Source organism: Roseibium aggregatum (assembly GCF_017309185.1).
Lineage (GTDB): Bacteria > Pseudomonadota > Alphaproteobacteria > Rhizobiales > Stappiaceae > Roseibium > Roseibium aggregatum_B.
The window spans coordinates 380,487-406,731 of the sequence record NZ_JAEKJZ010000002.1 but is presented as its reverse complement, the minus strand read 5'-3'; the positions used below and the strand labels follow the sequence as shown (position 1 = coordinate 406,731).

The 26,245-nt window shown below is 61.2% G+C and carries 23 protein-coding genes and 1 riboswitch; of the genes, 16 read left to right on the top strand and 7 right to left on the bottom strand.

Annotated features, from left to right (window positions below):
• The first annotated feature begins 30 nt into the window (after positions 1-30).
• The 3 genes from ade (at position 31) to JF539_RS14035 (ending at position 4,888) form a co-directional block, all read left to right on the top strand.
• The gene (gene ade, locus JF539_RS14045; protein ID WP_207141291.1) at positions 31-1,752 is read left to right on the top strand and encodes an adenine deaminase; all 1,722 of its coding nucleotides are present in this window, start codon (positions 31-33) and stop codon (positions 1,750-1,752) included.
• Positions 1,753-1,757: 5 nt separating this feature from the next.
• Complete coding sequence (locus JF539_RS14040; RefSeq protein ID WP_207141290.1) at positions 1,758-2,915, top strand: AAA family ATPase; 1,158 nt, start codon at positions 1,758-1,760, stop codon at positions 2,913-2,915.
• Positions 2,916-3,217: 302 nt separating this feature from the next.
• Complete coding sequence (locus JF539_RS14035) at positions 3,218-4,888, top strand: long-chain-fatty-acid--CoA ligase (RefSeq protein WP_207141289.1); 1,671 nt, start codon at positions 3,218-3,220, stop codon at positions 4,886-4,888.
• A gap of 207 nt (positions 4,889-5,095) precedes the next feature.
• Here JF539_RS14035 and JF539_RS14030 read toward each other — a convergent pair whose 3' ends face one another.
• Together JF539_RS14030 and JF539_RS14025 are read right to left on the bottom strand one after the other, a co-directional pair.
• Positions 5,096-5,719, bottom strand: coding sequence for a hypothetical protein (locus JF539_RS14030; RefSeq protein ID WP_207141288.1), 624 nt, complete (start codon positions 5,717-5,719; stop codon positions 5,096-5,098).
• Positions 5,720-5,835: 116 nt separating this feature from the next.
• Positions 5,836-6,816 (bottom strand): DMT family transporter, encoded by a 981-nt coding sequence (locus JF539_RS14025; protein ID WP_207141287.1) that lies wholly within the window; start codon positions 6,814-6,816, stop codon positions 5,836-5,838.
• 242 nt (positions 6,817-7,058) lie between these two features.
• On the opposite strand from JF539_RS14025, the gene JF539_RS14020 reads away from it, so the two are divergent.
• The 5 genes from JF539_RS14020 (at position 7,059) to JF539_RS14000 (ending at position 12,820) form a co-directional block, all read left to right on the top strand.
• Complete coding sequence (locus tag JF539_RS14020) at positions 7,059-7,655, top strand: VOC family protein (protein WP_207141286.1); 597 nt, start codon at positions 7,059-7,061, stop codon at positions 7,653-7,655.
• Positions 7,656-7,864: 209 nt separating this feature from the next.
• A complete protein-coding gene (locus tag JF539_RS14015; RefSeq protein WP_207141285.1) occupies positions 7,865-8,338 on the top strand; it encodes an ATP-dependent zinc protease in 474 nt (157 codons plus the stop codon).
• An 88-nt stretch (positions 8,339-8,426) separates the two neighbouring features.
• Complete coding sequence (gene rimK / locus JF539_RS14010) at positions 8,427-9,332, top strand: 30S ribosomal protein S6--L-glutamate ligase (RefSeq protein ID WP_207141284.1); 906 nt, start codon at positions 8,427-8,429, stop codon at positions 9,330-9,332.
• Positions 9,329-10,390, top strand: coding sequence for a succinylglutamate desuccinylase/aspartoacylase family protein (locus tag JF539_RS14005; RefSeq protein ID WP_207141283.1), 1,062 nt, complete (start codon positions 9,329-9,331; stop codon positions 10,388-10,390). Before rimK ends, JF539_RS14005 begins: the two co-directional genes overlap by 4 nt.
• A 132-nt stretch (positions 10,391-10,522) precedes the next feature.
• Positions 10,523-12,820, top strand: a complete 2,298-nt coding sequence (locus JF539_RS14000; protein WP_207141282.1) for a xanthine dehydrogenase family protein molybdopterin-binding subunit — start codon at positions 10,523-10,525, stop codon at positions 12,818-12,820.
• Positions 12,821-13,022: 202 nt separating this feature from the next.
• On the opposite strand, the gene sbmA is transcribed toward JF539_RS14000, so the two are convergent.
• Positions 13,023-14,036: a peptide antibiotic transporter SbmA gene (sbmA, locus tag JF539_RS13995; protein WP_207141281.1), complete on the bottom strand. Its 1,014-nt coding sequence runs from the start codon at positions 14,034-14,036 to the stop codon at positions 13,023-13,025.
• A 351-nt stretch (positions 14,037-14,387) separates the two neighbouring features.
• On the opposite strand from sbmA, the gene JF539_RS13990 reads away from it, so the two are divergent.
• A complete protein-coding gene (locus JF539_RS13990; protein ID WP_236042485.1) occupies positions 14,388-15,386 on the top strand; it encodes a DMT family transporter in 999 nt (332 codons plus the stop codon).
• A gap of 133 nt (positions 15,387-15,519) precedes the next feature.
• On the opposite strand, the gene JF539_RS13985 is transcribed toward JF539_RS13990, so the two are convergent.
• Positions 15,520-15,930 carry a hypothetical protein gene (locus JF539_RS13985; protein WP_207141280.1) on the bottom strand — a complete coding sequence of 137 codons (411 nt, stop codon included), beginning with the start codon at positions 15,928-15,930 and terminating at the stop codon, positions 15,520-15,522.
• A gap of 32 nt (positions 15,931-15,962) precedes the next feature.
• Positions 15,963-16,199, bottom strand: coding sequence for an Lrp/AsnC ligand binding domain-containing protein (locus tag JF539_RS13980; RefSeq protein WP_207141279.1), 237 nt, complete (start codon positions 16,197-16,199; stop codon positions 15,963-15,965).
• Between the two features lie 122 nt (positions 16,200-16,321).
• A riboswitch (TPP riboswitch) is annotated at positions 16,322-16,432 on the top strand.
• A 68-nt stretch (positions 16,433-16,500) separates the two neighbouring features.
• Here JF539_RS13980 and JF539_RS13975 point away from each other — a divergent pair.
• Genes JF539_RS13975 through JF539_RS13965 form a run of 3 tightly spaced genes read left to right on the top strand, consistent with a single transcriptional unit; the run spans position 16,501 to position 19,231 of the window.
• On the top strand, positions 16,501-17,274 hold the full coding sequence (locus JF539_RS13975) for a hydroxyethylthiazole kinase (RefSeq protein WP_207141278.1): 774 nt from the start codon (positions 16,501-16,503) through the stop codon (positions 17,272-17,274).
• A gap of 36 nt (positions 17,275-17,310) precedes the next feature.
• Positions 17,311-18,117 carry a bifunctional hydroxymethylpyrimidine kinase/phosphomethylpyrimidine kinase gene (gene thiD / locus JF539_RS13970; RefSeq protein ID WP_207141277.1) on the top strand — a complete coding sequence of 269 codons (807 nt, stop codon included), beginning with the start codon at positions 17,311-17,313 and terminating at the stop codon, positions 18,115-18,117.
• Position 18,118: 1 nt separating this feature from the next.
• Positions 18,119-19,231, top strand: a complete 1,113-nt coding sequence (locus tag JF539_RS13965; protein ID WP_207141276.1) for a TRAP transporter substrate-binding protein — start codon at positions 18,119-18,121, stop codon at positions 19,229-19,231.
• A 22-nt stretch (positions 19,232-19,253) separates the two neighbouring features.
• Here JF539_RS13965 and JF539_RS13960 read toward each other — a convergent pair whose 3' ends face one another.
• Complete coding sequence (locus JF539_RS13960; RefSeq protein WP_207141275.1) at positions 19,254-20,096, bottom strand: fumarylacetoacetate hydrolase family protein; 843 nt, start codon at positions 20,094-20,096, stop codon at positions 19,254-19,256.
• A 540-nt stretch (positions 20,097-20,636) separates the two neighbouring features.
• Here JF539_RS13960 and JF539_RS13955 point away from each other — a divergent pair.
• Entirely contained in the window at positions 20,637-21,911 is a 1,275-nt protein-coding gene (locus JF539_RS13955; protein WP_209017287.1) for an OmpP1/FadL family transporter, read from the top strand.
• 100 nt (positions 21,912-22,011) lie between these two features.
• On the opposite strand, the gene JF539_RS13950 is transcribed toward JF539_RS13955, so the two are convergent.
• On the bottom strand, positions 22,012-22,791 hold the full coding sequence (locus JF539_RS13950; RefSeq protein WP_207141273.1) for an SDR family oxidoreductase: 780 nt from the start codon (positions 22,789-22,791) through the stop codon (positions 22,012-22,014).
• 251 nt (positions 22,792-23,042) lie between these two features.
• Between JF539_RS13950 and JF539_RS13945 the strand changes: the two genes are divergently transcribed.
• From JF539_RS13945 to JF539_RS13935, 3 genes are all read left to right on the top strand, one after another.
• Positions 23,043-23,846 carry a UDP-2,3-diacylglucosamine diphosphatase gene (locus JF539_RS13945; protein WP_207141272.1) on the top strand — a complete coding sequence of 268 codons (804 nt, stop codon included), beginning with the start codon at positions 23,043-23,045 and terminating at the stop codon, positions 23,844-23,846.
• Complete coding sequence (locus JF539_RS13940; RefSeq protein WP_207141271.1) at positions 23,843-24,892, top strand: glycosyltransferase family 4 protein; 1,050 nt, start codon at positions 23,843-23,845, stop codon at positions 24,890-24,892. Before JF539_RS13945 ends, JF539_RS13940 begins: the two co-directional genes overlap by 4 nt.
• 149 nt (positions 24,893-25,041) lie before the next feature.
• Complete coding sequence (locus JF539_RS13935; protein ID WP_207141270.1) at positions 25,042-26,055, top strand: threonine ammonia-lyase; 1,014 nt, start codon at positions 25,042-25,044, stop codon at positions 26,053-26,055.
• The last annotated feature ends 190 nt before the right edge of the window (positions 26,056-26,245 follow it).

Here is a 26,245-nt window from a genome sequence, read left to right as displayed (position 1 = left end):
GAAAACAGATTGGAATCGAAGTGAGGGCACATGCCGGTCAAACATAACGAAGCGTTTCTCGCCCGGGCCATTGCAGCGGGAACCGGCGATCAGCCCGCCGAGCTGGTAATCAGGAATTGCCGCCTTTTCAGCGTGGTCGACGGCACGACAACTGAAACGGATATCGCAATCGTGGGCGACCGCATTGTCGGCACGCATGGCGACTACAGTGGCGAGACCGTTCTGGACGGGCAGGGGCTGACCGCCGTCCCCGGATTTATCGATACCCATCTTCATGTGGAATCCTCCCTTGTCACCCCCTTCGAGTTCGATCGCTGCGTGCTGCCGCACGGGGTGACCACCGCGATCTGCGATCCTCACGAGATCGCCAATGTGCTTGGGGCGGAGGGGATCCGCTATTTCCTCGACAGTTCTCTCGAAACGGTCATGGACCTGAAGGTCAACCTGTCGTCCTGCGTGCCCGCGACTTCTTTTGAAACCGCAGGAGCCTGCCTCGAGATCGAGGACCTGTTGCCGTTTCGCGACCATCCGAACGTCATCGGCCTAGCGGAATTCATGAACTTTCCGGGCGTTCTCGCGCGCGATCCCAAGGTTCTGGCCAAGCTGGCAGCCTTTCAGGACGGTCATATCGATGGCCACGCTCCGCTTCTTACGGGATTGGCGCTCAACGGTTATCTGGCAGCGGCGATCCGCACAGACCACGAGGCGACAAGCGCCGATGAGGCGCGTGAGAAACTGTCCAAGGGCATGACCATCCTGATGCGCGAGGGATCGGTCTCCAAGGATTTGGACGCTCTGGCACCGATCCTGACACCGGACGTTTCCGCCTTCGTGGCGCTTTGCACCGATGACCGCAACCCCCTCGACATCGCTGAGGAAGGCCATCTGGACAGCATGATCCGACGCCTGATTTCCAAGGGGATACGGCCGCTCGACGCCTATCGGGCGGCGAGCTGGTCGGGGGCAAACGCCTTTGGCCTGAAGGACCGCGGTGTGATCGCACCGGGCAAGCGGGCCGATATCGTCTTGTTGAGCGATTTTTCGCAGTGCCGTGTTGAACAGGTGATTTGCGGCGGTACCCTCGCCAGTGACGACGCATTCGCCGGACGTGGAACGGTTCAGCCCGTCGGGCTGGACAGCGTCAGGGTCGGGGCGATCACGGCGCAAAAGTTCGACATCCCGGCCCGCAACAGCGAAGCAGATGTCATCGGTGTCGTTCCGGGCCGGATCATCACCGAGCATCTGAAGCGGACCTTGCCTGTTGCGGGCGGAAAAACGCTCGCGGATCTCAACCAGGACGTTCTCAAGGTCGCCGTCGTCGAGCGTCACAAGGGGACCGGCAATATCGGTCTCGGCTTCGTCAACGGTTTCGGCATGAAACGGGGGGCAATTGCCTCCTCCGTCGGTCACGACAGCCACAATATCTGTGTGGTCGGAGCGGACGAGGTGGCCATGGCCCATGCGGTCAATCGTGTCATCGCCATGAAGGGCGGCTTCGCGGTTGCCGACAGCGATGGCGTCAAGGCGGAATTGGCCCTGCCGCTGGCCGGCCTGATGAGCCTGGAGCCGTTTGAAACCGTGAAGACATCTCTTGAGGGTCTGCGGGCTGCGGCAAGGGCGCTGGGCTGCACGCTGGCTGAGCCCTTCCTGCAGGTGGCCTTCCTGCCGCTTCCCGTCATTCCCCATCTGAAAATCACCGATTTCGGGGTGTTCGACGTTGACAGGTTCGAACTGGTGGATCAGGGGAGTTAAGCCGCGTGATCCTGACGCTTGCGGTTTCCGGATATCGCTCCCTGCGCGATCTGGTCCTGCCACTGGACCGCATCACGCTGGTGACGGGGGCAAACGGCAGCGGCAAGTCGAGTCTTTACCGCTCGATCCGGCTTCTGGCCGAAGTGGCGCAGGGCCGGGCGATCGCCTCGCTGGCGGCGGAAGGTGGCTTGCAATCGACGCTCTGGGCGGGACCTGAGGCCTTTTCTCGCGGCATGAAGCAGGGGGAGGTGCCGGTTCAGGGGACCGTGCGAAAATCCGTCGTCAGTCTGAAGCTCGGTTTTGCCGACGAGGACTACGGCTATGCCATCGACCTCGGGCTGCCTTCGGATGCCGGCCGGTCGTTCTTTGCCATGGACCCGGAAATCAAGACGGAGGCGCTTTGGGCCGGAGAAGCGCTTTCGCGTGCCAACGAAATCGCCGGCCGCAACGGTCCGGCCGTGCGGGTGCTCGACGGCAAGGGGCAGCGCGTTCCGGTCGTCCAGAACCTTGCCCGCTTCGACAGCATGATGACCCACGCGGCAAACCCGAAAGACGGGCTGGAGTTGCTTGTGCTCAGGGAGCGGATGCGCGCCTGGCGGTTTTACGATCACCTGCGCACCGACCGGGACGCTCCGGCCCGGGTTCCCAGGATTGGTACGCGGACGCCGGTTTTGAGCGGTGACGGCGGTGACCTCGCGGCTGCGCTCCAGACCATTCTGGAGATCGGCGATGAGCACGCCCTGGCGGAGGCGGTCGAGGACGCGTTTCCCGGCGCCTCGGTCGAGATAACGGTGAATGACGGGTATTTCGAGCTGCTTATGAAACAGAAAGGCCTACTGCGTCCGCTCAAATCCGCGGAACTTTCGGACGGGACGCTGCGCTTTCTGCTTCTTGCCGCGGCGCTTCTGTCGCCCCGGCCGGCACCGCTGATCGTCCTGAACGAGCCCGAGACGAGCCTGCATCCGGAGCTTCTTGAGCCGCTTGGTCGGCTCATCGGTGCGGCTGCGGAAAAGACCCAGGTAATCGTGGTCAGCCACGCGGAAAGTCTGGTGGCCGCGCTCTCGGCATTGCCGGGATGTGCGCACTACAATCTGCGCAAGCAACTGGGCGAGACTGTCGTGGACGGTATCGAACCGCCCAGATGGAACTGGCCGAAGCGGTGAATTCAGGGGTGAACAGCTCCGGCAGGGGGCATCCGGCCGAAGACTGTGTTGCCGATTGCCACCGGAGACATATCTACGTGTACTCGGGAAACTGCGGCAAGAAAATGAAGGGGTGTCGTTACGTCGCCGGTTGACGTTTACGGAAGGTTGCGGCATGTCATACGAAGCCCACAGAGGTGACGCTTCATTCGCGGACCGGACCTGAGGGAGGGAATGGCCGGGAAAGTACCTTTCTTTTCCGTGTGTTCCGGGAAGGGGTCCGATTACGCAGTGAGGTGAATAAGACACGTTTGGAGAACGTTATGACGACTGCGGAGGAGTGGAACGCGGCTTTCAGGCCACGTCCGGTACACGAATATCTCGAAACCAGCGTTGCGCAATTCGGGCCGAGACCGGCCGCCGATTTCATGGGCAAGGTCTGGACCTACGCCGAAATCGGCGCCTATGCCGACCGGGTTGCCGCGGGGCTCCAGGCGATGGGAGTCGGCCCCGGGGTGCACGTTGGACTTTGCCTGCCCAACACCCCCTTCTACACCATTTTCTATTTCGCGATTTTGAAGGTTGGCGGAACGGTCGCCAATTTCAATCCGCTCTATGTTGAGCGCGAAATCGCTTTTCAGGCGCGCGACGCGGATGTCCGCATCATGGTGACGATGGACCTGAAGGTGATCTACGACAAGGTCGAGGCGGTTCGCAAGGAAAGGGCTCTCGACAAGATCGTCGTCTGTCCGATGAGCTTCTGCCTGCCTCCCCTGAAGAAGGTGCTGTTTCAGCTCTTCAAGCGCAAGGAACTCGCCGATATTCCGCGAGATGACGCCCATATTCGTTTTGAGGAACTGCTCCACAGCGGCGCGCATCCGGAGCCTGTTGCGATCGACCCGAAGGAAGCTGTCGCCGTGCTGCAGTATACGGGTGGTACCACCGGCGTTCCGAAAGGCGCCATGCTCACCCATGCGAACCTTTCCGCCAACATCGAACAGATGCGCTGCGTTTTTGCGAAAGCCCGGCCGGGTGAGGAGAAGATGCTGTGCGTGTTGCCGTTCTTTCACGTCTTCGCGATGACGGTCGGGCAGAACCTGTCGGTCCTTCTGGGCGCGGAAATGGTGCTGCAGCCCCGGTTCGAACTGAAGGCGTTGCTCGATGCGATCAAACGCAAGAGGGTCACGCTGTTTCCCGGCGTGCCAACCATCTATACCGCGATCAGCAATGCGTCGATGACCGCTCACTACGACCTGTCGAGCATCAATCTATGCATTTCAGGCGGGGCGCCGCTGCCTCTCGAGGTTATGGAGAGTTTCGAGAAGCTCACCGGCTGTATTCTGGTGGAGGGGTACGGCCTGACGGAATCGTCCCCGGTTGCCGCGGTCAATCCGCTTGACGAAAGCCGGCGGGGCGGATCGATCGGCCGTCTCGTTCCCGGCACGGAAGCGCGTTTCGTGAATATCGAGGACCGGGTGAGCGAAGTTGCCGAGGGGGAGAAGGGTGAACTGATGCTGCGCGGCCCCCAGGTGATGAAGGGGTACTGGAAGCGGGACGACGCCACGCAAGACACGATCACCGCAGACGGTTTTCTGCACACGGGTGATGTCGGCTACCGGGACCCGGATGGCTTCATCTTTCTGGTCGACCGGATCAAGGACCTGATCCTGTGTTCCGGCTACAACGTCTATCCGCGAGTGATCGAGGAGGCCATCTATCAGAACGCGGCCGTGGACGAGACGATCGTCATCGCCGTGCCGGATGAATACCGGGGTCAGTCTCCCAAGGCCTTCATCAAACTGAAGGAAGGGCATTCGATCACGGCGCAGGAGATGAAGGCGTTCCTGAAGGACCACCTGTCCACCATAGAACTGCCCAGGGAGTACGAGTTCCGGGACGAGTTACCGAAGACAATGGTCGGCAAGCTGTCGAAGAAGGAACTGGTGGAGGAAGAAGAGCGCAAACGGGCGGAGGTTCAGGCCAGGAGCGCGTAGTGGCTGCTCCCTGGCGACACCCCGCAAAAGGCGGTGAGAGCGTGTCTCGTCTGGCTGGAACTATTTCACATCGCTTCTTGCGTTCAAGCTTTTGATTTCAAACAGCGAAAAGCAAACCGATAAAACGCGATCTGCTCCAAAATAAAAAAGAGGCCGCCTTCTGAAAGAGGCGGCCTCGGTTTGAAAACCTAATTTGTATTCAAACGTTTAAGCGGTCGGTGCGCTGCGGCTCCCGCGGAACCTGCTGAAGACCCCGAGACCGAACAAACCGCTGAGCATGAGAACCAGCGCCGCCGGGACCGGAACAACCTCGATGGCGGTCACGGTTGCCGTGATCGTTGCGGTACCGCCGAGCACAAGCGCGACGCCGTCCGCGAAGTCGACGGAGAACAGAGAGCCGTTGGAGGTGAACAGGTAATCCGGAAGGGAACCGGCCTGCCAGAAGAGTTTGCCGAGCGAAACGATGCCGAAGAACGAAATCGCCTTGCCGCCGCCGGAAGCGTCGGCTGTGCCGGTGCCGGACGGGTCGTCAAACGCGAGCGTTGCAGACACGCTGTACTTGCCGGCGCCGCCATCGGTGCTGAGGGTGAAGAAGTCGAAGGTTTTGCTCTCGCCCTTGGCAAGAGAAAACACCGTGGAGTCCAGCCCGGACGCCAGGTTTGCCGAGATGCTGCCGACGCTGAACAGGCCGTTGAAGCCGGATACGGAAACAGAGGAACCGCCGCTTGCGCCAGCCACATCGAAATTGATCACAGGTGCTGCGGAGGCCGCGCCGGTCATGAGACCGAACGCAGTCAGGGCAGCAGCCACAGTGCGCGTGAGAAAATTCATTAAATTGCTCCGTCTAAGCCATTAAATTGTACTCTTTACTTCAATCACCGATAGCAACATCCGGAAAAATTCGCAATCGAATTTTTAACCTGAGGTTAACCACGAAGTCCCGCCGTTCAGTTCGAATATCCCCGCGCGTCGGCGGCGCGGGCAAGCTCGCGGCCGCGTTTGGCTTCACGGCGGACGGTATAGATGGAAGCGGCGATGATGACCGCGGCGCCGAGCAGTGTCTCCAGCCGCGGCCAGTTGCCGAAAATGGCCGCCCCGAGAACGGTCGCGTAGAGCAGCCGGGTATAGTCGAGCGACGCGATTGCTGTCGCTTCGCCGGCCCGGAAAGCCCGTATGTTGGACATTTGCGCAGCCCAGGAGATGATCCCGATGAGGACGAGCAGCCCCCATTGCCCAAGGCTTGGGGCGTGCCATGTCATGATGGCGGGAACCAGCATGATCAGGCCGACACCGATCGCCTGATAGGTCAGGATGGTGACCGGAGCGTCGGTGCGGGTCAAAAGGCGGACAACGATCATGACAAGGCCGGCGCAGGCGGCACCCAGAATGGCGAGCAGGGCGTAAGGGTCGATAAAGCCGCTGCCATGGGGGTTGAGCATCAGGAGGACGCCCAGAAACCCGACGATCGTCGCGCTCCAGCGATGGACGCCGACCGTTTCGCCGAGCAGCCAGATGGCGAATATCGTCACGAAGAATGTCTTGGAAAAGCTGATCGCGGTGGCGTCGGCCAGCGGCAGTTCGATGATCGCCGTGAAGCCGCTCAACATCGCGGTCGTGGCGACGACGATACGGACGATTTGAAGTCCGGGGCGCTGCGTTGACAGCGATGTGGGGAGACCGCTCAGGATCTTGGGCGCGACGATTGACAGCATGACCGCCTGCCGGACGACGAGAATCTGAAAGACGCTCAGATCCTGTCCGACCACCTTGATCAGGGTGACCATGATTGAAAACAGGAACGAGGCCAGGAGAATCCACAGCGCGCCGATGGTGTTGGACGGCAGATGAGCCGTCATCCGGGCAATCTTGCGGCCGACGCCGTTGCCGGCAGCCTCCGGTGGCGCCGGGTCTTTGGGGGACGTATCCATTTCAATCCTTGCCGGGAACTGGCGAATGTGCCGAACGGACGGGAGCGAAGGCCAAGGCCCGGATTTGGGGCGGTCACCCGGTACTAGCGGGTTGTTGCAGCGGGAACAAGCTTATCGGTTTTCACCGCGAAGGAAAGGGGGCATGGATCGCCCAGATCCAGATGATCGCAGAAGGTGCGCTGTGGACGTTTGCCTTGGAAAGAACATGTCCCCTACATTACCGCGAAACGGGAGGACAACCGATGCAGAAGATCCAGACGCAAGGTGTACACCACATTACCCTGGTCGGGGCGGACAGGCAGACCTCAATCGATTTCTGGGAAGGCCTTCTCGGCATGCCCTTCGTTTTCGAGCAACCGAACCTGGACGACGCGAACCAGAGCCATCTCTATTTCGATCCGGGAGACGGCCGGCTGATCACGATCTTCACCAACGAGGACCGCAAGCCGGACGCCGGGCCGGCGCCGCAGACAATCGGCTGCGTGCATCATCTGGCGCTTGCGGTCTCCCAGGCAACCTTTCGCCAGGTCGCGGAGCGGCTGGATGCCCGGGGGATCGACCACAGCGGCCCAAAAGACCGGGGCTTCATGGACTCCATCTATTTCCGCGATCCCCTTGGACTTTTGATCGAACTGGCGAGCTACCGGTTCGTGCCACCCGAAGGCGTCGCCATGGGGGAGGTGATGCTGGAGGCACACAGGCTCCGTGTGGCCCGCGGCGACTACAATATTCAGGAAGTCCATCTGGCGGACGCGATCGAGCATCTGACACGGCAATCCCGGCGCAGCCTGTCCGAGGACAGAAGCGTCAAAAATCCTTATTGTTCGTCAGAGGGTTAAACGCCGGCGCAGGGGAGTACCCTGAGGCCCGATCGATTGTCTTGCGGTGGCTCTCGGCGATCGCGCACACGCCTTCAATCATGTTGATGACCGGGGCGCGCGGACAGGGGCGCTGCTGCAATCGGTTGCGTTGCCTGGTGGCTCATGCAATGCTCGAAACGATCAAAATTGCCGGTGTGAGCCTGCACAGAGGTGCCAGGGTTTGTTGAATGACAAGGGCTAACAAGCGGCGTCCCATTGCCGCTGCGGATGTTATCGGTTGGCGTGAAATCGTGAGCTTGCCCGAATTGGGCGTCTTCGACATGCGGGCCAAAATCGACACCGGTGCACGTACCTCCGCGCTCCATGCCGAGGACTGGGAAGTTTTTGACCGGGACGGGCGCAACTGGGTTCGTTTTCGGGTGCCTGCGTCGCGTCACCATACGGTGATCAAGGCCGAAGTGCCGGTGCTGGACGAGCGCAGCATCAAGAACACCAGCGGTGTGCCGGAGCAGCGGATCGTTATTCGCACCCTTTTGCATCTCGGACGGCATCATTGGCATGTGGACGTGTCGCTCGCGGACCGGACCAACATGGGGTTCGACATGATTTTGGGGCGAACGGCCATCCGGCGGCATAATGTGCTGGTGGATGCAGGCCGGTCCTTCCTGGCCGGCAAGCCGGCTACGGCCGTCAAGCACTGATCCGGCTCACGCGCCGGCCAAATCAACCAACGGAAATCGGGTGTTTCGGCATCGGCCGGAGCAGGTCAAGACCAAGGAAACGGACTCGATGAAAATCGCAATGATGGCACGGAATCCCGAGCTTTATTCGCACAAGCGGCTGAAGGAGGCCGCGGAAGAGCGCGGTCACGAACTCGAAATCATCAACACGTTGCGCTGCTACATGAACATCGCCTCGCGGCGGCCGGAAATCTATTACAACGGCGAAAAACTGACCGGGTTCGACGCGGTTATTCCGCGGATCGGGGCCTCGATTACGTTCTACGGTCTCGCAGTGTTGCGCCAGTTCGAGATGATGGGCGTTTATCCGCTCAATGAATCCGTGGCCATCGGCCGGTCGCGCGACAAGCTGCGTTCCATGCAGTTGCTCGCCCGTGACGGGATCGGTCTGCCGGTCACGACCTTCGCCCACGATCCCAAGATGACCGAGGAGGTTCTGGCGACGGCCGGCGGCGCGCCGGTGGTCATCAAGCTTCTCGAAGGAACGCAAGGGATCGGTGTGGTTCTGGCCGACACGGAACGTTCCGCGAAGTCGGTCATCGAGGCCTTTCGGGGTGCCAACGTGAACATTCTGGTGCAGGAGTTCATCAAGGAGGCCGGCGGCACGGACATTCGCGCCCTGGTGGTCGGCGGCAAGGTGATCGCGGCGATGAAGCGGACCGGTGCGGAAGGCGAGTTTCGCTCGAACCTGCACCGGGGCGGCAGCGCGGCCGCCATCAAGATCTCCCCGGAAGAACGTTCGACGGCAATCCGGGCGGCCAAGACAATGGGGTTGAACGTCTGCGGTGTGGACATGTTGCGCTCCAATCACGGGGCGGTCGTCATGGAGGTGAATTCCTCTCCCGGACTGGAAGGCGTAGAGAAAGCCACCGGCATCGATGTCGCCGGCAAGATCATCGATTTTCTGGCGAAGAACGCCGTTGTGGGTAAAACGAAAACCAAGGGGCGCGGTTGAGCACCAAAGTCAAACCTTTCAAGATCGGCGAGCATTCCATCGCGCCGGGCACGCGGCGCACGGTCGATCTGCCGGTCAGCGTCTTGTCGGACCACACGCCGGTCACCATGTCGGTCCATGTGCTTCACGGGCGCAAACCGGGTCCCGTGCTTTTCGTCAGCGCGGCCATACACGGCGACGAGGTGATCGGCGTCGAGATCGCGCGGCGGATCCTTAAGGCGCCGCAACTTGAGGCGCCGGAGCTGGAAAACCTCAAAGGCACCCTGATGGTCGTTCCGATCGTCAATGCCTTCGGGTTTCTGAACCATTCCCGGTACCTCCCGGACCGGCGCGATCTCAATCGTTCCTTTCCGGGCAGCCAGCGCGGCTCGCTCGCCGGGCGGCTGGCGCATCTGTTCATGACCGAAATTGTCCATCGCGCGGATTTCGGCATCGATCTGCATTCGGCGGCCATCCACCGGACCAATCTGCCGCAGATCCGGGTTTCACCATCGCGGCCGGACACATTGTCGCTTGCCAAGGCTTTCGGTGCGCCGGTGATCCTGACTTCCAAGCTGCGCGAAGGCTCGTTGCGCGAAGCGGCTCAGGCGAACGGCGCGGATGTTCTGGTGTTCGAGGCGGGCGAGGGGCTGCGTTTCGACGAAATGGCCATTCGCGCCGGCGTTTCCGGCGTGTTGCGGGTCATGCGGGCGCTGAAAATGGTCGGGGCGAAAGGCATCACACGGCCGAAGGTCCGTTCGATCCTGAGCCAATCCAGTTCCTGGGTCCGTTCGCCCGCCGGCGGCCTGCTCAGGCCCTTCAAATCGGTCGGCGACGTAGTCGAACCGCAAATGCTGCTGGGCATTGTTTCCGACCCCTTCGGCGAAAACGAACGCGACGTGCTTGCCGTGGAGGGGGGGCTCGTCGTTGGCCGGACCAATCTGCCCGTGGTCAACGAGGGAGACGGGCTGTTTCACATCGCCGGGTTCCACGAACGCTACGATGCGGAAACGACCCTCGACAGCCTGGCCTCGCAGCTCGAGGCCGATCCCCTGTTCGACGAGGATGAGATCATTTAGGGTGCGATTCAAACTCGTTCCTTCCGCACTCTGGCCTCGCGGGCGTTCAGGTCCTATGTTTATTGTGAACCGGCGCTCCCGGCGCGCGGATGTTTTCCGGGAAGGTCTTCCCAAAACAACAGGTCCAATTTCATGAACCAGATTGTCACTCCGAAATTCGGTGTCGGCGCCCCGTTGCGCCGCAAGGAAGACGACCCGCTCGTCATCGGGCAGGGGATCTACACGGCCGACTACATGCCGGAAGGCTGCCTGCATGGCGTGGTCGTGCGGTCCGCCATGGCCCATGCGAGGATCTCGCTGGAAAATGTTGACGATGTTCGGCAGATGGAAGGTGTCCGCCTGGTTCTGACCGGCGCGGAGCTTTCCGGCAAGACGATGCCGACCCGTGCCCGGCCGAAGCAGATCGACGGAACCGATTTTCCGCTGCCGCAGCAGCCGGTCCTGTGCGCCGATGAGGTGCGTTTTGTCGGCGACTCGATCGCCTTCATTGTCGCCGACAGCCTCAATGCCGCCAGGGATGCGGCGGAAATGCTCGAAGTGGACTACGAGCCGCTCGATGTGGTGGTTGGCATCGAGAACGCCCTGGCGCCGGATGCGGTGAAGGTCTGGCCCGAGTTCGGAACGAATGTCGCTTTCACGTTCGGGCAAGGGGACGAGAGCAAGACGGATGCCGCCTTTGCAGAGGCGGACAGGATCGTCTCCGTCGACCTGGTTAACAATCGCATCGTGGCGAACTACATGGAGCCGCGCGGCTGCGTCGCGGAACTCAACCCGGACAGTGGCCGTTTCAGGCTGACCGTCGGCACGCAGGGCGGCCATGGCATGCGGGGCGTCGTCTGCGAAATACTCGGTATCGATGAGAGCCGGCTGCAGGTGATCACGCCGGAAGTCGGCGGCGGCTTCGGCACCAAGATGTTTTGCTACCGGGAATACCCGCTGACCTTGCTGGCGGCGGAGCAGACCGGCCGGCCGGTTCGCTGGACGGGCGAGCGAATGGATCATTTCGTGACCGACGCCCACGGACGGGACAATCTGACCCGGGGCGAATTCGCGCTCGACCCGGAGGGGCGGATCCTTGGAATGAGGGTTCACGTCAAGGCCGCTATGGGGGCTTACCTCCACCAGTTCGGCCCGTTTATTCCCTTTGTCGGCACGTCCATGACATCGGGCCTTTACGATATTCCGGCCGTGTTCGCGAAAGTCGAGGGCGTGTACATGCATACGGTGCCGACGGACGCGTTCCGCGGAGCCGGGCGTCCGGAGGCGGCCTATCTGATCGAGCGGCTGATCGAGAAGGCGGGCGAGGAGACCGGGCTCGGTCCGGTCGAGATCCGCAGGCGCAACTTCATCGCGCCGGATCAGCTTCCCTATACCACCCAGACCGGCCGCATGTACGACACCGGAGAGTTCTCCGGCCATCTGGACAAGGCGCTGGAGGTTGTCGGCTGGGACGGCTTCAAGGAGCGCCAGCAAGCCAGCGCGGCCAATGGCAAATACCGCGGGATCGGTCTTTGCTCCTATATCGAGGCCTGCGCCTTTCCGGGCGGCGAGGAGGCGACGCTGGAGTTGGGCGAAGACGGCAATCTCACCCTCCTGATCGGAACCCAGACCAACGGTCAGGGCCATGCGACCGCCTACAGCCAGGTTGTGGCCGAGCAATTCGGCATCAACATCGAGGAGGTTACGGTTATCCAGGGCGACACGGACCGCGTCCGCAAGGGCGGCGGTACGGGCGGTTCGCGCTCCATTCCCATCGGGTTGCCGTCCGTCAAGGGCGCCAGCGTCGCTCTGGTCAAGAAGATCAAGGATCTCGCGGCCGACCGCCTGGAAGCCGGGGTCGAGGATCTGGAGCTTGACAGCGGCGTCGTGCGCGTTGTGGGGACCGACCAGCAGGTGACCCTGGCCGAAATCGCGGCGGGCGCGGGCGACCCCCTGACGGCGCGCGACGAGGTCAGGCAGAGCGAGGCGACCTATCCCAATGGCACCCATGTCTGCGAGGTCGAGGTCGATCCGGAAACCGGCGATATCGCGATCGTGAACTATGTCATCGTTGACGATTTCGGGGTCACGGTGAACCCGCTGCTTCTGGCCGGGCAGGTGCACGGCGGTGCGGTTTCCGCGATCAGTCAGGCGCTGTGCGAACACACGGTCTACGACGAGGACGGCCAGCTTCTGACGGCCTCGCTGCTGGACTACCAGCTGGCCAGGGCCGCCGACCTTTGCGATATCCACTTCGAGACCCGGAACGTGCCTTCGACCACCAACGCCATGGGCATCAAGGGAGCCGGGGAAGCCGGTACCATTGGCGGCTGCGCGGCGGTCATGAACGCGGTCCAGATGGCCTTGAAGGACGGTGCCGGTGTGACGGAGCTTCTGGACATGCCGGCCACGCCGGTCCGCGTCTGGGAGGCCATACGCGCGGCTCGGTAAGACGGGAGAAGGCGGAAGGCGTCCCCTGGGGGGGGGCGCCTTTCACCGGATGTGGCGAGGCCGATTTAGCATTTTCCTGCATTCCACAATGGCTTCCAGCGGGAGCTTGACCTTCACGACATGAACCGAGCGGCGAACCGACCGGCGCTCCGCGCCCGGCCGATGCACGCCTGAAACGCCTCGGCGTTCACTGTGGCTCAGGTCATTCGGCAGGCAATGGAACCGGGCTTCCGCCTTCGCTTTCGTATTTCCAGATATTCTCCTCAAAGGCGCGCAAACGCTTGTAGACCGAGATGAGTTCCACGATCGTCGTCCAGGCGTTGACAAGGTACTGGAAAGAGCTTTCCACGCGTCCGAAGGCACGGACAATCTGCTGCATGACACCGAGGGTAATGGCGCCGGACACGATGGTCGGCGCGAGGGCGACATAAGGTACGAGAACCGTTGCCTGCAGGTAGGACCACTTCGCCACGTCGAAGTAGAGATAGTGGAAAAAGAGGCGGAAATAGTTTCTGCGCACATTCGCGTAAAGTTCGACGACCGACGGCGGAGAGGCGCGGTCTTCGTTGTCCTCGCCATAGACGAGTTCCTTGCGATAGGCCGCTTCGACCTTCTGGTTGTTGAACTCAAGACCCGGCAATTTGATGCCGACAACCGCAAGCAAAACGGTGCCGGAGGCCGCGGACAACAGAGCGACATAGACGAGGGAGTGCGCGACAGGCCCTATCCAGGGCAGTTCGGTGACGTGTTTGGAAAGTTCCCACAAAAGAGGCAGGAACGCGATGAGCGTCATGATCGAGCGCATGAAGGAAACGCCGAGGCCCTCCATGATGCGCGCGAAGCGCATGGTGTCTTCCTGGACGCGCTGAGAGGCGCCTTCGATGTGACGCACGACATGCCAGTGCGACATGTAATAATCGTTCATGGCCGTTCGCCAGCGGAAAATGAAGTGCTTGATGAAGAAGTCCAGAACCACGGCGATTGCGACGTAAAGGGCGGCGATCCAGAAGAAGGTCATCAGCTCCGCCATGTATTTGTCCATCGTCACGGCGCCCGGTTCCGACAGGGCCTTCTGGATGGTGTCGTAAAACGACCCGAACCACTCGTTGATCCGGACATCCAGCTGAACCTTGTACCAGGTGACAGCCAGGATAAGGACCGATCCCACCCAGGCCCACAGGAACCACTTGCGGTTTTTAAAAAACGAACGGAACATGGGGATACGCCTTTCGAATCGCGGTTTTACAGAATTATAGGTAGCTCTTGGTTCAATAGGAGACTGCTGGTGCCAATCGAGGCAGTTGTGAAGAGTTTTTAATCACAGGATCCGATTGGGCTATCCGAGGATACCGGCGTTTGCGGCCCGGTTCGCATTGCCAAACGTTGAAATTCACGTGATACTGTCGATCCATATCTGTTTTTCCTGCCCAGCGTCTGTCTTCCCAAGCCCGGTAAGCGCATATACCGGCCGCAAGCGGTTTTGGAGCGGTTTTTCTCGGCTTTCGTGATTCCAGGCCCGGCGCGTCACGAATGGTTTCTTGCGCGCCGGTCGAATGAGACGCATTCAATGACTCTCGGACTTCGAAGCCGTTTCAGCGGTCCTCCCGCGCCGACTGGCATGACCCGGCAGGCACCCTTGCTCGGCATCGCGCTGAAACTGGCGGCATCCATTGCCTTCTACATCATGCTGACCGCGTTGAAGATCGCAGCCGAAACCGTTCCCATGGGGCAGCTGGTGTTTGCCCGGAGTTTCATCGGCCTGTTTCCGGTTCTCCTCATGGTCGCCATGCGCCGGGAACTGGGGCTTGCTATCAGGACGCGAAACCCGGTCGGTCACCTGACGCGGGCGGCCGTCGGCCTGACCGCCATGGTCTTTTCCTTCACGGCGCTCCATCTGTTGCCGCTGCCCGATGCGACTGCCATCGGTTTCGCGACACCGCTGATGGTCGTCGTGCTGTCCTATTTCCTTCTGGGGGAGACGGTGCGCATCTATCGCTGGAGCGCGGTCGGCGTGGGGTTTTTCGGAATCCTGGTGGTGCTTTCGCCGCATCTCGGCGAAGGCCGGTACGACAGTTCCGCGTCAATCGGTGCGCTGCTCGGGGTCCTCGGCGCAGCATTCGCCGCGCTCGCCATGATCACCGTGCGCAAGCTGTGCGAGACCGAGCGGACCTCTACCATCGTCACCTGGTTTTCCGGGGCGTCGTCGGTGCTCGCTCTTCTGACATGGCCGCTCGGTTCTCTCGTGCCCGGCCAGGCCTGGGTGGTGCCGGATGCCGGCACGGGCTGGCTGCTGCTGTTGATCGGTCTGGCCGGCGGTGTCGGCCAGATCCTGCTGACCCAGAGCTATCGCTTCGCCGAGGCGTCCACTATCGCTCCGTTCGATTACGTCAACATGCTGTGGGCGATCATCATCGGTTGGGTGGTTTTCTCCGATGTTCCCGAAACGGCTGTCGTCGCCGGCGCGTTGATCGTGACCGCCGCCGGCGTTTTCGTCATCTTCCGCGAACGCAGGCTGGGCCTCGACCGCACCAAGGACAGGCGGGCCTCGTCTCCGTCGAAGTCGTGACCGGAGTACAGACGGAGAGCCTCTCCTGTGGCCCGGATTGCCGGCGAACTCTCCGGACCGTCTTCCCGGACAGGTTAGGCTTCAGCCGAGCGCGGATCCGGAAATCGGCAACTTTGCGCGCCGGAGGCGCCAATTACGGTTTGTAAAAGAAGGTTTCCGCCGTGCTTTTCGTGCCGTCTTTGAAAATCAGCTGCACGCTGATGGACTGGGCGGACCCGAGAGGCAGGGCGATGTAGGGCTTTTCCTTCAAAACCACATTGGGATTGTTCGGGTCGCATTCGTCAAGCTGCCATTCCTGATCGAGCGGGCCGCCGTTCAGGCCGTAGAACACGTAATCGATGCCGCATTTCCAGGATTCGAGATGCGTGAAATAGATCAGCTCCTGCCCCTGCCAGTCACGGAATGACACCCAGCTCGTCTTGGTCAGGTCAAGGATGTTCTTGATCTGCTCCGGCGGCATGCCCTGCGCGGATGCGGGGGCGGCCGTGGAAAGCGACAGGGCCGCGAGACCCAAGAACAGCGCAGCCGGTTTTCTCAAACCCATGAAAAATCTCCAATTCCGGAAACGGTCAAATATCAGAACGCCTTGAAGGTAATGATGGATTTCGTATCCTGAACACCCTCGATCGGGTGAACCTTCTCATTGACGAAATGGCCGATATCCGAGCCGTCTTCAACGTAAAACTTCACCAGAAGATCGTAATCTCCGCTGGTCGAGTACACCTCCGAGGCGATCTCCGCGTCGGCGATTGCGTTGGCGACCTGGTAGGTCTTGCCCAGCTGGCACTTGATCATCACGAAAAACGGGGTCATGCGGCGCTCCGGATTCTACTGTTTGGGCGGACGTTCAAAAGGACATCGCCTATCTGTTACTTTCAGTCAATCGCCGAAGGGGGCGGGGCTTGCAATCCCGGGTCGGCCTTGTTAGCAGTAAAAGCATCTCATGGGGGTGCCCGGCGATCCCGGATCGGGCTGAGAGGCGGATGGCCAACTCCTTGAACCTGATCCGGCTGATACCGGCGGAGGGATTTGAGATGAAGATCTCCAAGGCGTTGCGCGCCTCTCACTTCAAACGTTCAGCATGTTCGGACCGGATCTCCACAGGAGGTACGGAATGAGCCTGTCCATCGCGGCGTCGACGCAATCGCTGTCCGCCGACAAGGTGTTTGACCTGCTTCAGCGGGTCCGCGAACGGGGCCCGAAGGTCCACGCGATCACCAATGCGGTCGCGCAGACCTTTACCGCAAACGTGCTTCTTGCCATTGGCGCCGTTCCGTCGATGACCGTCTCCGCGGATGAAGTGGCGGGCTTTGCCGCGAGTGCCGACGCGCTTCTCGTCAATCTCGGGACGCTGGACGAAGAGCGGCGCAAGGCCATTCCGCTGGCCATCGCCGCAGCCAGGGAAGCGGGCCGGCCGGTCGGGATCGATCCGGTTTTCGTCAACCGGTCGCCGTCGCGCTGCGGTTTTGCGCGTGAACTTCTGGCCTCCGGCGCCGACTTGGTGCGGTTGAACGAAGCCGAGCTGAACGCGCTGTTTCCGGACAAGGCGGATATCGACACTCTGATTTCGGCGGGAACCGTGTTTGCCGTCACAGGTGCGGAAGACCGGATCGAAAGCTCGGGCGAGGATTTCCGCCTCTTGAACGGGCATCCGCTGATGGCGCGGGTGACGGCGACCGGATGTGCCGGGGGGGCGGTGCTGTCCGCTTTCGCCTCGGTCGAAGAGGACAGGGCGCTTGCCGCGGCTTGCGGTCTTTCGGTCTTCAACATCGCCGGCGAAATGGCGGCGGAACAGGCCCAGGGACCGGGAAGCCTGGTGCCGGAACTCCTGGATGCGCTTTACGCCATGACCTCTCGCGACATCGCGATCCGGCTCAAGACCGCCTGAGCGGTCCTTCCCCTCGACGTTCAAAAGGAGTTTGCCATGACCGCGATCGCGGTGACCATTGCAGGGTCCGATTCCGGCGGCGGAGCCGGAATTCAGGCCGATTTGAAAACCTTTTCCGCCAACGGCGTTTATGGTGCCAGCGTGCTTACGGCGCTGACGGCACAAAATACGCTCGGGGTGAGCGCGATCCACGATGTGCCGCCGGAGTTCGTCCGCGCGCAGATGGACGCGGTCTATTCGGACCTCAAGGTCAACGCCACCAAGATCGGCATGCTCTCCCGTGTGGACACGATCGAGAGCGTGGCGGCCGGACTGAAGGCCCACGAGACCGGGCCGGTGGTGCTCGACCCGGTCATGGTGGCGGCGTCCGGGGATCCGCTGCTGGCGGATAGCGCCGTCGATTGCCTGATTAGCGTCCTGGTCCCGCTCGCGGATCTGATCACCCCCAATCTTCACGAAGCCGCGCGTATGCTTGGGACCGGTGTTGCCCCAAGCGATACTGTGATGCGGGATCAGGCGGAGCAGTTGCTGAAACTCGGCGCGAAAGCCGTGCTTCTGAAAGGCGGTCATGGAGAGGGGGCGGAGAGCGCGGACCTTTTCTTGGACAGGGATGGCAAGGCCCTGTGGCTGCGCGAGCAACGAATCGAGACGCAAAACACTCATGGCACCGGCTGCACGCTTTCCTCCGCGATTGCCGCCGGTCTTGCCAGGGGCGACGGTCTTCAAGACGCAATCCAGGCCGCGAAGGCCTATATCCACGGGGCGATTGCCGCCGCCGATAGTCTCAAGATCGGCGCCGGTCACGGTCCGGTTCATCACTTCCACGCATTTTGGAGCAAGTAGAATGGCAGGGACATCTCTCCGCAACCGACCGAAGGTGAGCCGCCGCGCGGTTCTGGGCGCCTCCGCGATCGCCGGTGCAGGCTTGCTCGCCGCTCCCGCAGTGGCGCAGGGGCGCGCCGGAACAGAGTGGAAAATGGTAACGTCCTGGCCCAGGAACCTGCCCGGTCCCGGAACAAGCGCGCAGCGGATCGCCGACAGCGTCGAAGAACTCTCCGGAGGCAGCTTCCGCATCCGTCTTTATGGGGCAGGCGAACTGGTTCCGGCGCTTGGCGTTTTCGACGCGGTGTCGGCCGGCACGGCGCAAATGGCTCACACGGCGTCCTTCTTCTGGCAGGGCAAGATCCCGGCGTCGGTGGTCTTTACCGCCGTCCCCTTCGGGCTCCTGCCGCACGAGCATATTTCCTGGATCGAACAGGGCGGCGGGCAGGCCCTCTGGGACAGGCTCTACGAACCCTTCGGCCTGAAGCCGGTCATGGCAGGCAATACCGGTGTCCAGATGGGCGGCTGGTACAAGAGGGAGATCGACAGTCTTGAGGACCTGAAAGGCTTGAAGATCCGCATGCCGGGCCTGGGCGGCGAAGTCATGCGCCGGCTCGGCGCGACGCCGGTGAGCCTGCCGCCCGGCGAATTGTTCCAGGCGCTGCAGACCGGCGTTCTGGACGCGACCGAGTTTCTGGGGCCCTGGTCGGACCGGGCCATGGGCTTTCAGAAGGCGGCCAAGTCCTACTACACACCGGGCTTTCACGAGCCGAACGGGACCGGCGAGGCCCTTTTCAACACAACCGCGCTCGAAGGCCTGCCGGAGGATCTGCGCGCGATCGTGCTGGAGGCCTGCCGGGCGGAAAACGGCCGGGCGCTTGCCGAAAGCGACTGGGAGAACGCCGGCAGCCTGAAACTGCTGCAGGAAGAAGACGGCGTGACCGTCAGGCCCTACCCGGACGACGTCCTCGCCGCTTTGCGGGAAACCGCCGCAAAGGTTCTGGTGGAGTTCGCGGAGAAGGATCCCCTCAACCGGGAGATCCTTGACAGTTACGAGGCCGCCCGGACCCGTCTCGCCCCCTGGAGCAGCGTCGCCATGCGCCGCTTCCTCGCGGCCCGCGACGGCACGGCGTAACTGTTCTTGAGAAAAGGCCTCGTTAGTCCGCCACAACTGTCTGGCTCTGTTCCCCGAGGCCGGTGACTCCCAAGGTCACGACGTCGCCGGGTTTGAGAAAAACCGGCGGTTTCATGCCCATGCCGACGCCGGGGGGCGTGCCGGTGGTCACGACGTCGCCCGGTTCGAGCCGCATCAGCGTCGACAGATAGGAGACGATCTCGGCGACTGAGAAGATCATGGTGGCGGTGTTGCCGGTCTGGCGGCGCTCGCCATTCACGTCCAGATAGAGATCGAGGACCTGCGGATCGGGGATCTCGTCCCTGGTGACCAGCCAGGGGCCGAGAGGGCCGAAGGTGGGCGCGCTCTTGCCCTTCGTCCACTGGCCGGTGCCTTCGATCTGCCAGGCCCGTTCGGAGACGTCGTTGCAGACCATATAGCCGGCGACATGGTCGAGTGCATCCTCCTTGCGGACCTGCCAGCAGGGTCTGGAGATAATCAGGGCGAGTTCCGTTTCCCAGTCCAGTTTCGTCGATCCGGCGGGGATGACAATGTCGTCGTGCGGACCGGAAACGCAGGAAGGCGCCTTCGTGAACACCACCGGTTCGTCCGGAATGGCCATGCCAGCCTCCGCCGCGTGGTCGCGGTAGTTCAGCCCGATGGCGATGAAATGTCCGGGCCGGGAGATGGGCGCGCCAAGACGTGGCGTGCCATCGACCAGGGGCAGGGTCTGAGGATCGAGCCCTTCGAGCAAGGCGAGACTTTCCGCGGTATAGGCCTGCGCATCGAGATCGGAAATCAAAGCGGAAATATCCCGCAGCTGCCCCTTTGCGTCGATCAGGCCGGGTTTTTCGGCGCCTTTCGCACCGTAACGCACGAGTTTCATGAAACCTCCCGCAAATTGATTGAGTTTGTCCCGTCGGGACCCGGCATCCGTTGCCGGTTTCGAGTGTCGGTGAACAGGCCGGTTTGGCAAGTCTGGTGTTGCCCCAATCCGTTCCGCCCCTGCAGGAGAGGCGCGAATGGACGCTTTTTCCCACATGTGACCCTAGGAAACCTGTGGTAAAGCCGCAACGATCGAAGATTTAATGACGCAAACGGAAGGTGGGTGTGTGGTTGCCTAAAATTTGAGCAAATTTACGAAGTTGTATCATTCCTGTGACGAAGAGTCTCGGTTGGGGGCTGTTCAAGCGTTTTTTTTGAGAAAAGAAAAAGATTGAACGAAGGAATGCCCAATATATTGCAATGCAGCACATGTTATTTGAGTGCGGTCATGGTCAACTAAGCAGTTGAAACGGGGTGCGCTCTTGGGAAAAGCTATTGGCAGGAGACAAGATTCCTTCGGAGGAAAGGGATGGGAGGTATATCCATGCCAAGGGCAAATAAAAAACGGGTCCTTCTGACAGGGACCGCATTGGCGCTATCTATGATTGCGGGCAACGCTTTCGGCGGCGGCTTCGCCCTGCGCGAGCAAAGCGCTTATTATCAGGGAACATCGTTTGCCGGGAACGGCACGACGGGAGAGTCTATCTCCTCGATCTTCTGGAATCCGGCCACGCTGACCGGGGCTGGGCACGGGCTGACCACCGAAAGCCATTCCTCGTTCATCGCTCCCCAGTCCGACGTCAACGGAGACTTCACGCCGCAGGGGCTCGTGAACGCCTTGACAGGTGGTTTCGGAGCGAGTTCGACGGGAAGCGGCGACATTGCTTCCAATGCCTGGATCCCGTCGACCTATGTCGGGTACGGACTGAACGACAACTGGTACTTCGGCCTGGCGGTCAACACGCCTTTCGGCCTGGCGACGAAACCCGGGACGAACTGGGCCGGGCAGTACTATTCGCGTTCTTCGGAGGTGTTCTCGGTCAACGCGACCCCATCCGTGGCCTACAAGTTCAACGACATGATCTCCGTCGCTCTGGGTCTGCAGGCGGAATACCTTCAGGTGCGGCTGAAATCCGCCTATCCGTTCCGGGCGTCGGTGACATCGCAGGTGCCGTCATCCGAAGTGAAGGGGGGCAGCGTCGGGTTCGGAGCCACCGCGGGCTTCACCGTCAAGCCGATCGAGGGAACGGAAATCGGCGTGGGTTTCCGGTCGGCCGTCTTTCATGAGCTTGAAGGGCATTTCATCAATCCCGCCGCGCCGGGTGTCGGCGTTGCGAATGCGAGCCGGACCGGCATCGAAGCGAAGCTCATCACACCGGAAATGGTCACGCTCTCTGCAAAGCAGCGCATAACCGAAAAGTTCCGTGCGTTGGGCACAGTGGAGTGGACCAATTGGAGCCGGCTCGGCACGGTGCATCTGAAGGCCACTGACGGGACGACAACGAATCCGACCGGGCTGCCTGACCTGAAATTCAACTACGACGACGGCTGGTTCTTCTCCGTCGGCGGGGAATATGACTGGAACGATCAACTGACCCTGCGGGCCGGCGTCGGCTACGAGTTGTCGCCGATCGACGAGGATATCCGTTCCACCCGGTTGCCGGACAACGATCGTTTGTGGCTGTCCGCCGGAGCGTCCTGGAAGCCGACGGAACACCTTGCGTTCGATGTCGGGTTTTCGCACCTGATCCCGGCCGACACGAAGATCGATATTTCCCCCGGTCATCAGGACTATAACGCCAATATCGGTACCTATGTCGCCGACGTCGACAGTCAGGTGAACATCTTCTCCGCGTCTCTCAGATACAAGTTCTGATCCCGACGCGAAGTTTGGCACGCTTCGTGTTTGACACTGCCCCGGCCTTGCGGCCGGGGTCTTTTTTTGCGGAAGCGACTTTGGTCCTGGAGGTCGTGTGCTAAAAGGCCGCCGGGAAGAGCCCGCCGTCCATGAGAATGTTCTGGCCGGTGATATAGCCGGCATGCTGCGAACACAGGAAGGCGCAGGCCTGGCCGAATTCCTCGGCGTTTCCGAAGCGCCGCGCGGGGATTTCCGCAGCCTGTTGGGCGCGGACCTCTTCCTTGCTTCTGCCCGACAGTTTCGCGGAGCGCTCGAAGCCGCCTCTCAGGCGGTCCGTATCCATCTTGCCCGGAAGAAGGTTGTTGACGGTTATGCCGTGCGGCGCAAGCTGACGGCACACGCCGGCGAGGAACGCGGTCAGGCTGGCGCGGGCGCCGCTGGACAGATCGAGGCCCTCGATCGGCATTTTCACCGAGATGGAGGTTATGTTGACGATCCGGCCGAAGCCGCGTTCCTTCATGCCGGGCACGACCGCCTGGATCAGTTCAACGGGCGTCACGAAGTTCTGGATGGTGCCTTCCAGCATGGCGTCCCGGTCAAGGTCGGCGAAATCGCGCCGCGGCGGCCCGCCGTTGTTGTTGACGAGAATGTCCGGAGCCGGGCAGGCCGAAAGCAGTGCGTCCTGTCCCGCCCTGGTCGATACATCCGCTGCAACCCGCTGAATTGAAACGCCGAAGCGCTCTTCGAGTTCGGATTGGGTTGCTGCCAGAACCTTTTCGTCACGTCCGTTCAGGACAAGGTCGCAGCCGGCTTCGGCGAGCGCTTCGGCGCAGCCTCGCCCAAGGCCCCGGCTCGAGGCGCAAACGATCGCTTTTTTCCCCTTCAATCCCAAATCCATGTCACTTCTCCTTGATTGCCGGGCCGCCTCCCTTGGCTTTTTGGTCACCCGGCCGGGGACTTGTCAACCGTGCCTGTCGCGCCACGGGTCCTGCTGAAGGAAGCTTTCCGGAAACAGCTGTTTTTGTCCCGTCGTCCGCGGCTCCAAACGCCCGGCTGGAAGAAATTGCCGGACAGGAAGTCTTGGGTTTGTCATAATAGTGATACTTGAATCGCGTCTATAGCGGCCCAATGGCAGATTGGAGAAGTGCTATGTCCACCTCGGAGACAGCGCGGCATTACAGGGCCTTGTTCATCTCTGACGTTCATCTTGGAACGCGCGGATGTCAGGCGGAGTTGCTGCTTGATTTTCTGAAGGATAACGACGCGGAGACGATTTATCTTGTCGGCGACATCGCGGATGGGTGGCGTTTGAAGCGGTCGTGGTACTGGCCGCAGCTTCACAACGACGTGGTGCAGAAAATCTTGAGGAAAGGCCGCAAGGGCGCTCGGATCATCTATATCCCGGGCAATCACGACGAATTCCTGCGCGATTTTCTCGGCACCCATTTCGGCGGCGTCGAGGTGGCCGACAGCCACGTTCACGAGGCCGCCACCGGCAAGCGCTATCTCGTGATTCACGGCGATCAGTTCGATGTCGTGATCCGCCATGCCAAGTGGCTCGCCTTCTTCGGCGACAAGGCCTATGTCACGGCGCTTGGCGTCAACACCTGGGTGAACGTCGTGCGCCGGCGGCTCGGGTTGACCTACTGGTCTTTGTCGGCCTGGGCCAAGCTGAAGGTGAAAAACGCCGTCAGCTTCATCGGCCGGTTCGAGGAGGCGCTGTCCGAGGAAGCGCGCCGCCAGGGCGTCGACGGCGTGATCTGCGGTCACATTCACCACGCCGCGGACCGGGACATGAACGGTGTCCATTATATCAATACCGGCGATTGGGTGGAAAGCTGCACCGCGGTCGTCGAGCACCACGATGGAACCTTTGAGGTGATCCGATGGGTGGAGGAAGCCCAGATCGGGGAAATACGGACAAAGTCCAAGGAAGCCCCGGTCGCCGCATGAGTTCCATTTTGATCGTAACCGATGCCTGGCATCCCCAGATAAATGGCGTGGTCCGGTCACTTGAGCGCACGGCAGCGGAGCTCGAAGCGATCGGTGTGCGGGTCGAGGTCCTCAGCCCTCAGGATTTCAAGACCATCCCCTGTCCCACCTACCCGGAGATCCGTTTGTCCCTGACCCTTCGGGGCGCTGTGCGCCGCAAGATCAGGGAATTCGACTGCGAGCATCTCCACATCGCCACCGAAGGACCGCTGGGTCTGCTTGCGGCGAGTGTCGCTCGCGGCAACGGCGACGCCTTCACCACCAGCTACCACACCCGGTTCCCGGAATACGTCTCGGCGCGGCTGCCGGTACCTCTGTCATGGTCCTACAGCTGGTTGCGGAAGTTCCACAATTCCGGCTCCGGCTGCATGGTGGCGACAGGCTCTTTGGAAAAGGACCTGAGGGAGCGCGGCTTCGAGAACCTGATGCGCTGGTCGCGCGGAGTCGACGAAGACCTTTTCAAGCCCTATGAGGGCAGCGTTCTTCCCGCCGATCTGCCTCGCCCGGTCTTCATGTATGTGGGCCGTGTCTCGGTTGAAAAAAACATCCGGGCTTTCCTCGACCTCAAGTTGCCCGGATCCAGGGTGGTGGTCGGCGGCGGTCCGCAACTGGAGTCGCTGCGCAAGGAATACCCGGATGTTCTTTTCACCGGGTCGAAAACCGGCGAGGACCTTGCCCGGCACTATTCCGACGCGGACGTGTTCGTTTTTCCCTCGCTGACCGACACCTTCGGCAATGTCATGCTGGAGGCTCTTGCTTGCGGGGTTCCCGTCGCGGCCTTTCCGGTGATGGGGCCGCTGGACGTGATCGGCGACACGGGTGCCGGGGTGCTTTCCGAGAACCTTCAGGAAGCCGCGGAAGCCGCGCTCGACATTCCGCGCGACCACTGCCGGAAAATTGCCCTGAATTACACCTGGGCAGCGAGTGCCCGGCAGTTTCTGGACAATTGCATCGCGGCGCACGACATTCACAACGACACCATCGCCGAGGCCAAGGCGGCGCAATGATCTGAACTGCATGACGCATGTGCGTCATGTCCGCCGGCAGTGTTTCCCGCGCGCTTGAGAGGCGTTGCTTTCGGTTGTTGCCATGCGGGAAATTTCTCTCTAGTCGTCTGTTCCTGGCCCTGAGCCTTTCAAAGGAGCGCGGAACGACGATGACGGACAGTCCAATTCAGCCGGAAGCGGCCGTGTCGGAACAAACGGTTTCCTATTCCGATATCGAGGCCGCTGCGGAGCGTATTCGCGGGGAAGCCCTGGTCACGCCGCTTCTGCGTCACCCTGTCCTGGACGAGCGCTGCGGAGCGACGGTCCTGATCAAGCCGGAAAACCTCCAGCGGACCGGTTCCTTCAAATTTCGCGGAGCGTTCAATCGGCTCTGCCAGATCCCGGAAAGCGAACGCGCCCGGGGCGTCGTGGCCTGTTCGTCGGGAAATCACGCGCAAGGGGTTGCCGCGAGCGCGAAGCTGCTCGGCATGCCGGCAACCATTGTCATGCCCTCCGACGCGCCACGGATCAAACTGGAACGCACGCGCGCGTCCGGTGCGACAGTCGTCACCTACGATCGGAGCCGGGAGAACCGCGACGCCATCGCCGCCCGTATCTGTTCGGAAACGGGAGCGACTTTCGTGCACCCATACAACGATCCTGCCGTTATCGCAGGGCAGGGCACGGTCGGTCTGGAAATAGCGGACCAGGCGGCGGCGCTCGGTGTGCAGCTCGACGACGTTCTTGCATGTACCGGCGGCGGCGGACTGTCGAGCGGGATTGCCCTGGCGCTTCTTGGCAAGTCCCCGGGGACACGTTTCCACACTGTCGAGCCGGCGATGTTCGACGATTACAAACGGTCTTTGGAAGCGGGATGCATTCAGTCAAATCAGCTCAAGGCAGGGTCGATATGCGATGCCCTGTTATCCGAAGCGCCAGGTGAGATAGGTTTTTCCATTTTGCGCAGTCTGGCCGGTACCGGTCTCCTGGTGACGGATGACGAGGTGCTTGACGCTGTTGCTTTTGCTTTTTCCGAGCTTAAGCTTGTCGTTGAGCCCGGGGGCGCTGCGGCACTGGCGGCCGTCCTCTCCGGAAAACTGCCGCTGAGAAAGAAAAAAATCTGCATTGTACTTACTGGTGGAAACGCGGACCCGGAAACTATTTTGAAGTCGGTTTCCAATTGAGAATAATTCTTTCGAGAATGAATTTATATCTGTAATTTCTAAATAAATAAATTTAGGATAGATGAAAATAAGACCGCAACCAGGTGTTTATTTGTCGGAAAATATATAATTTTCAATGACTTGTAAAAAAGTGCGGTTTTTTGCAATTATATTTTTTGAGTTAGGTTGTTGTTGACTTTCCGCACTTAGA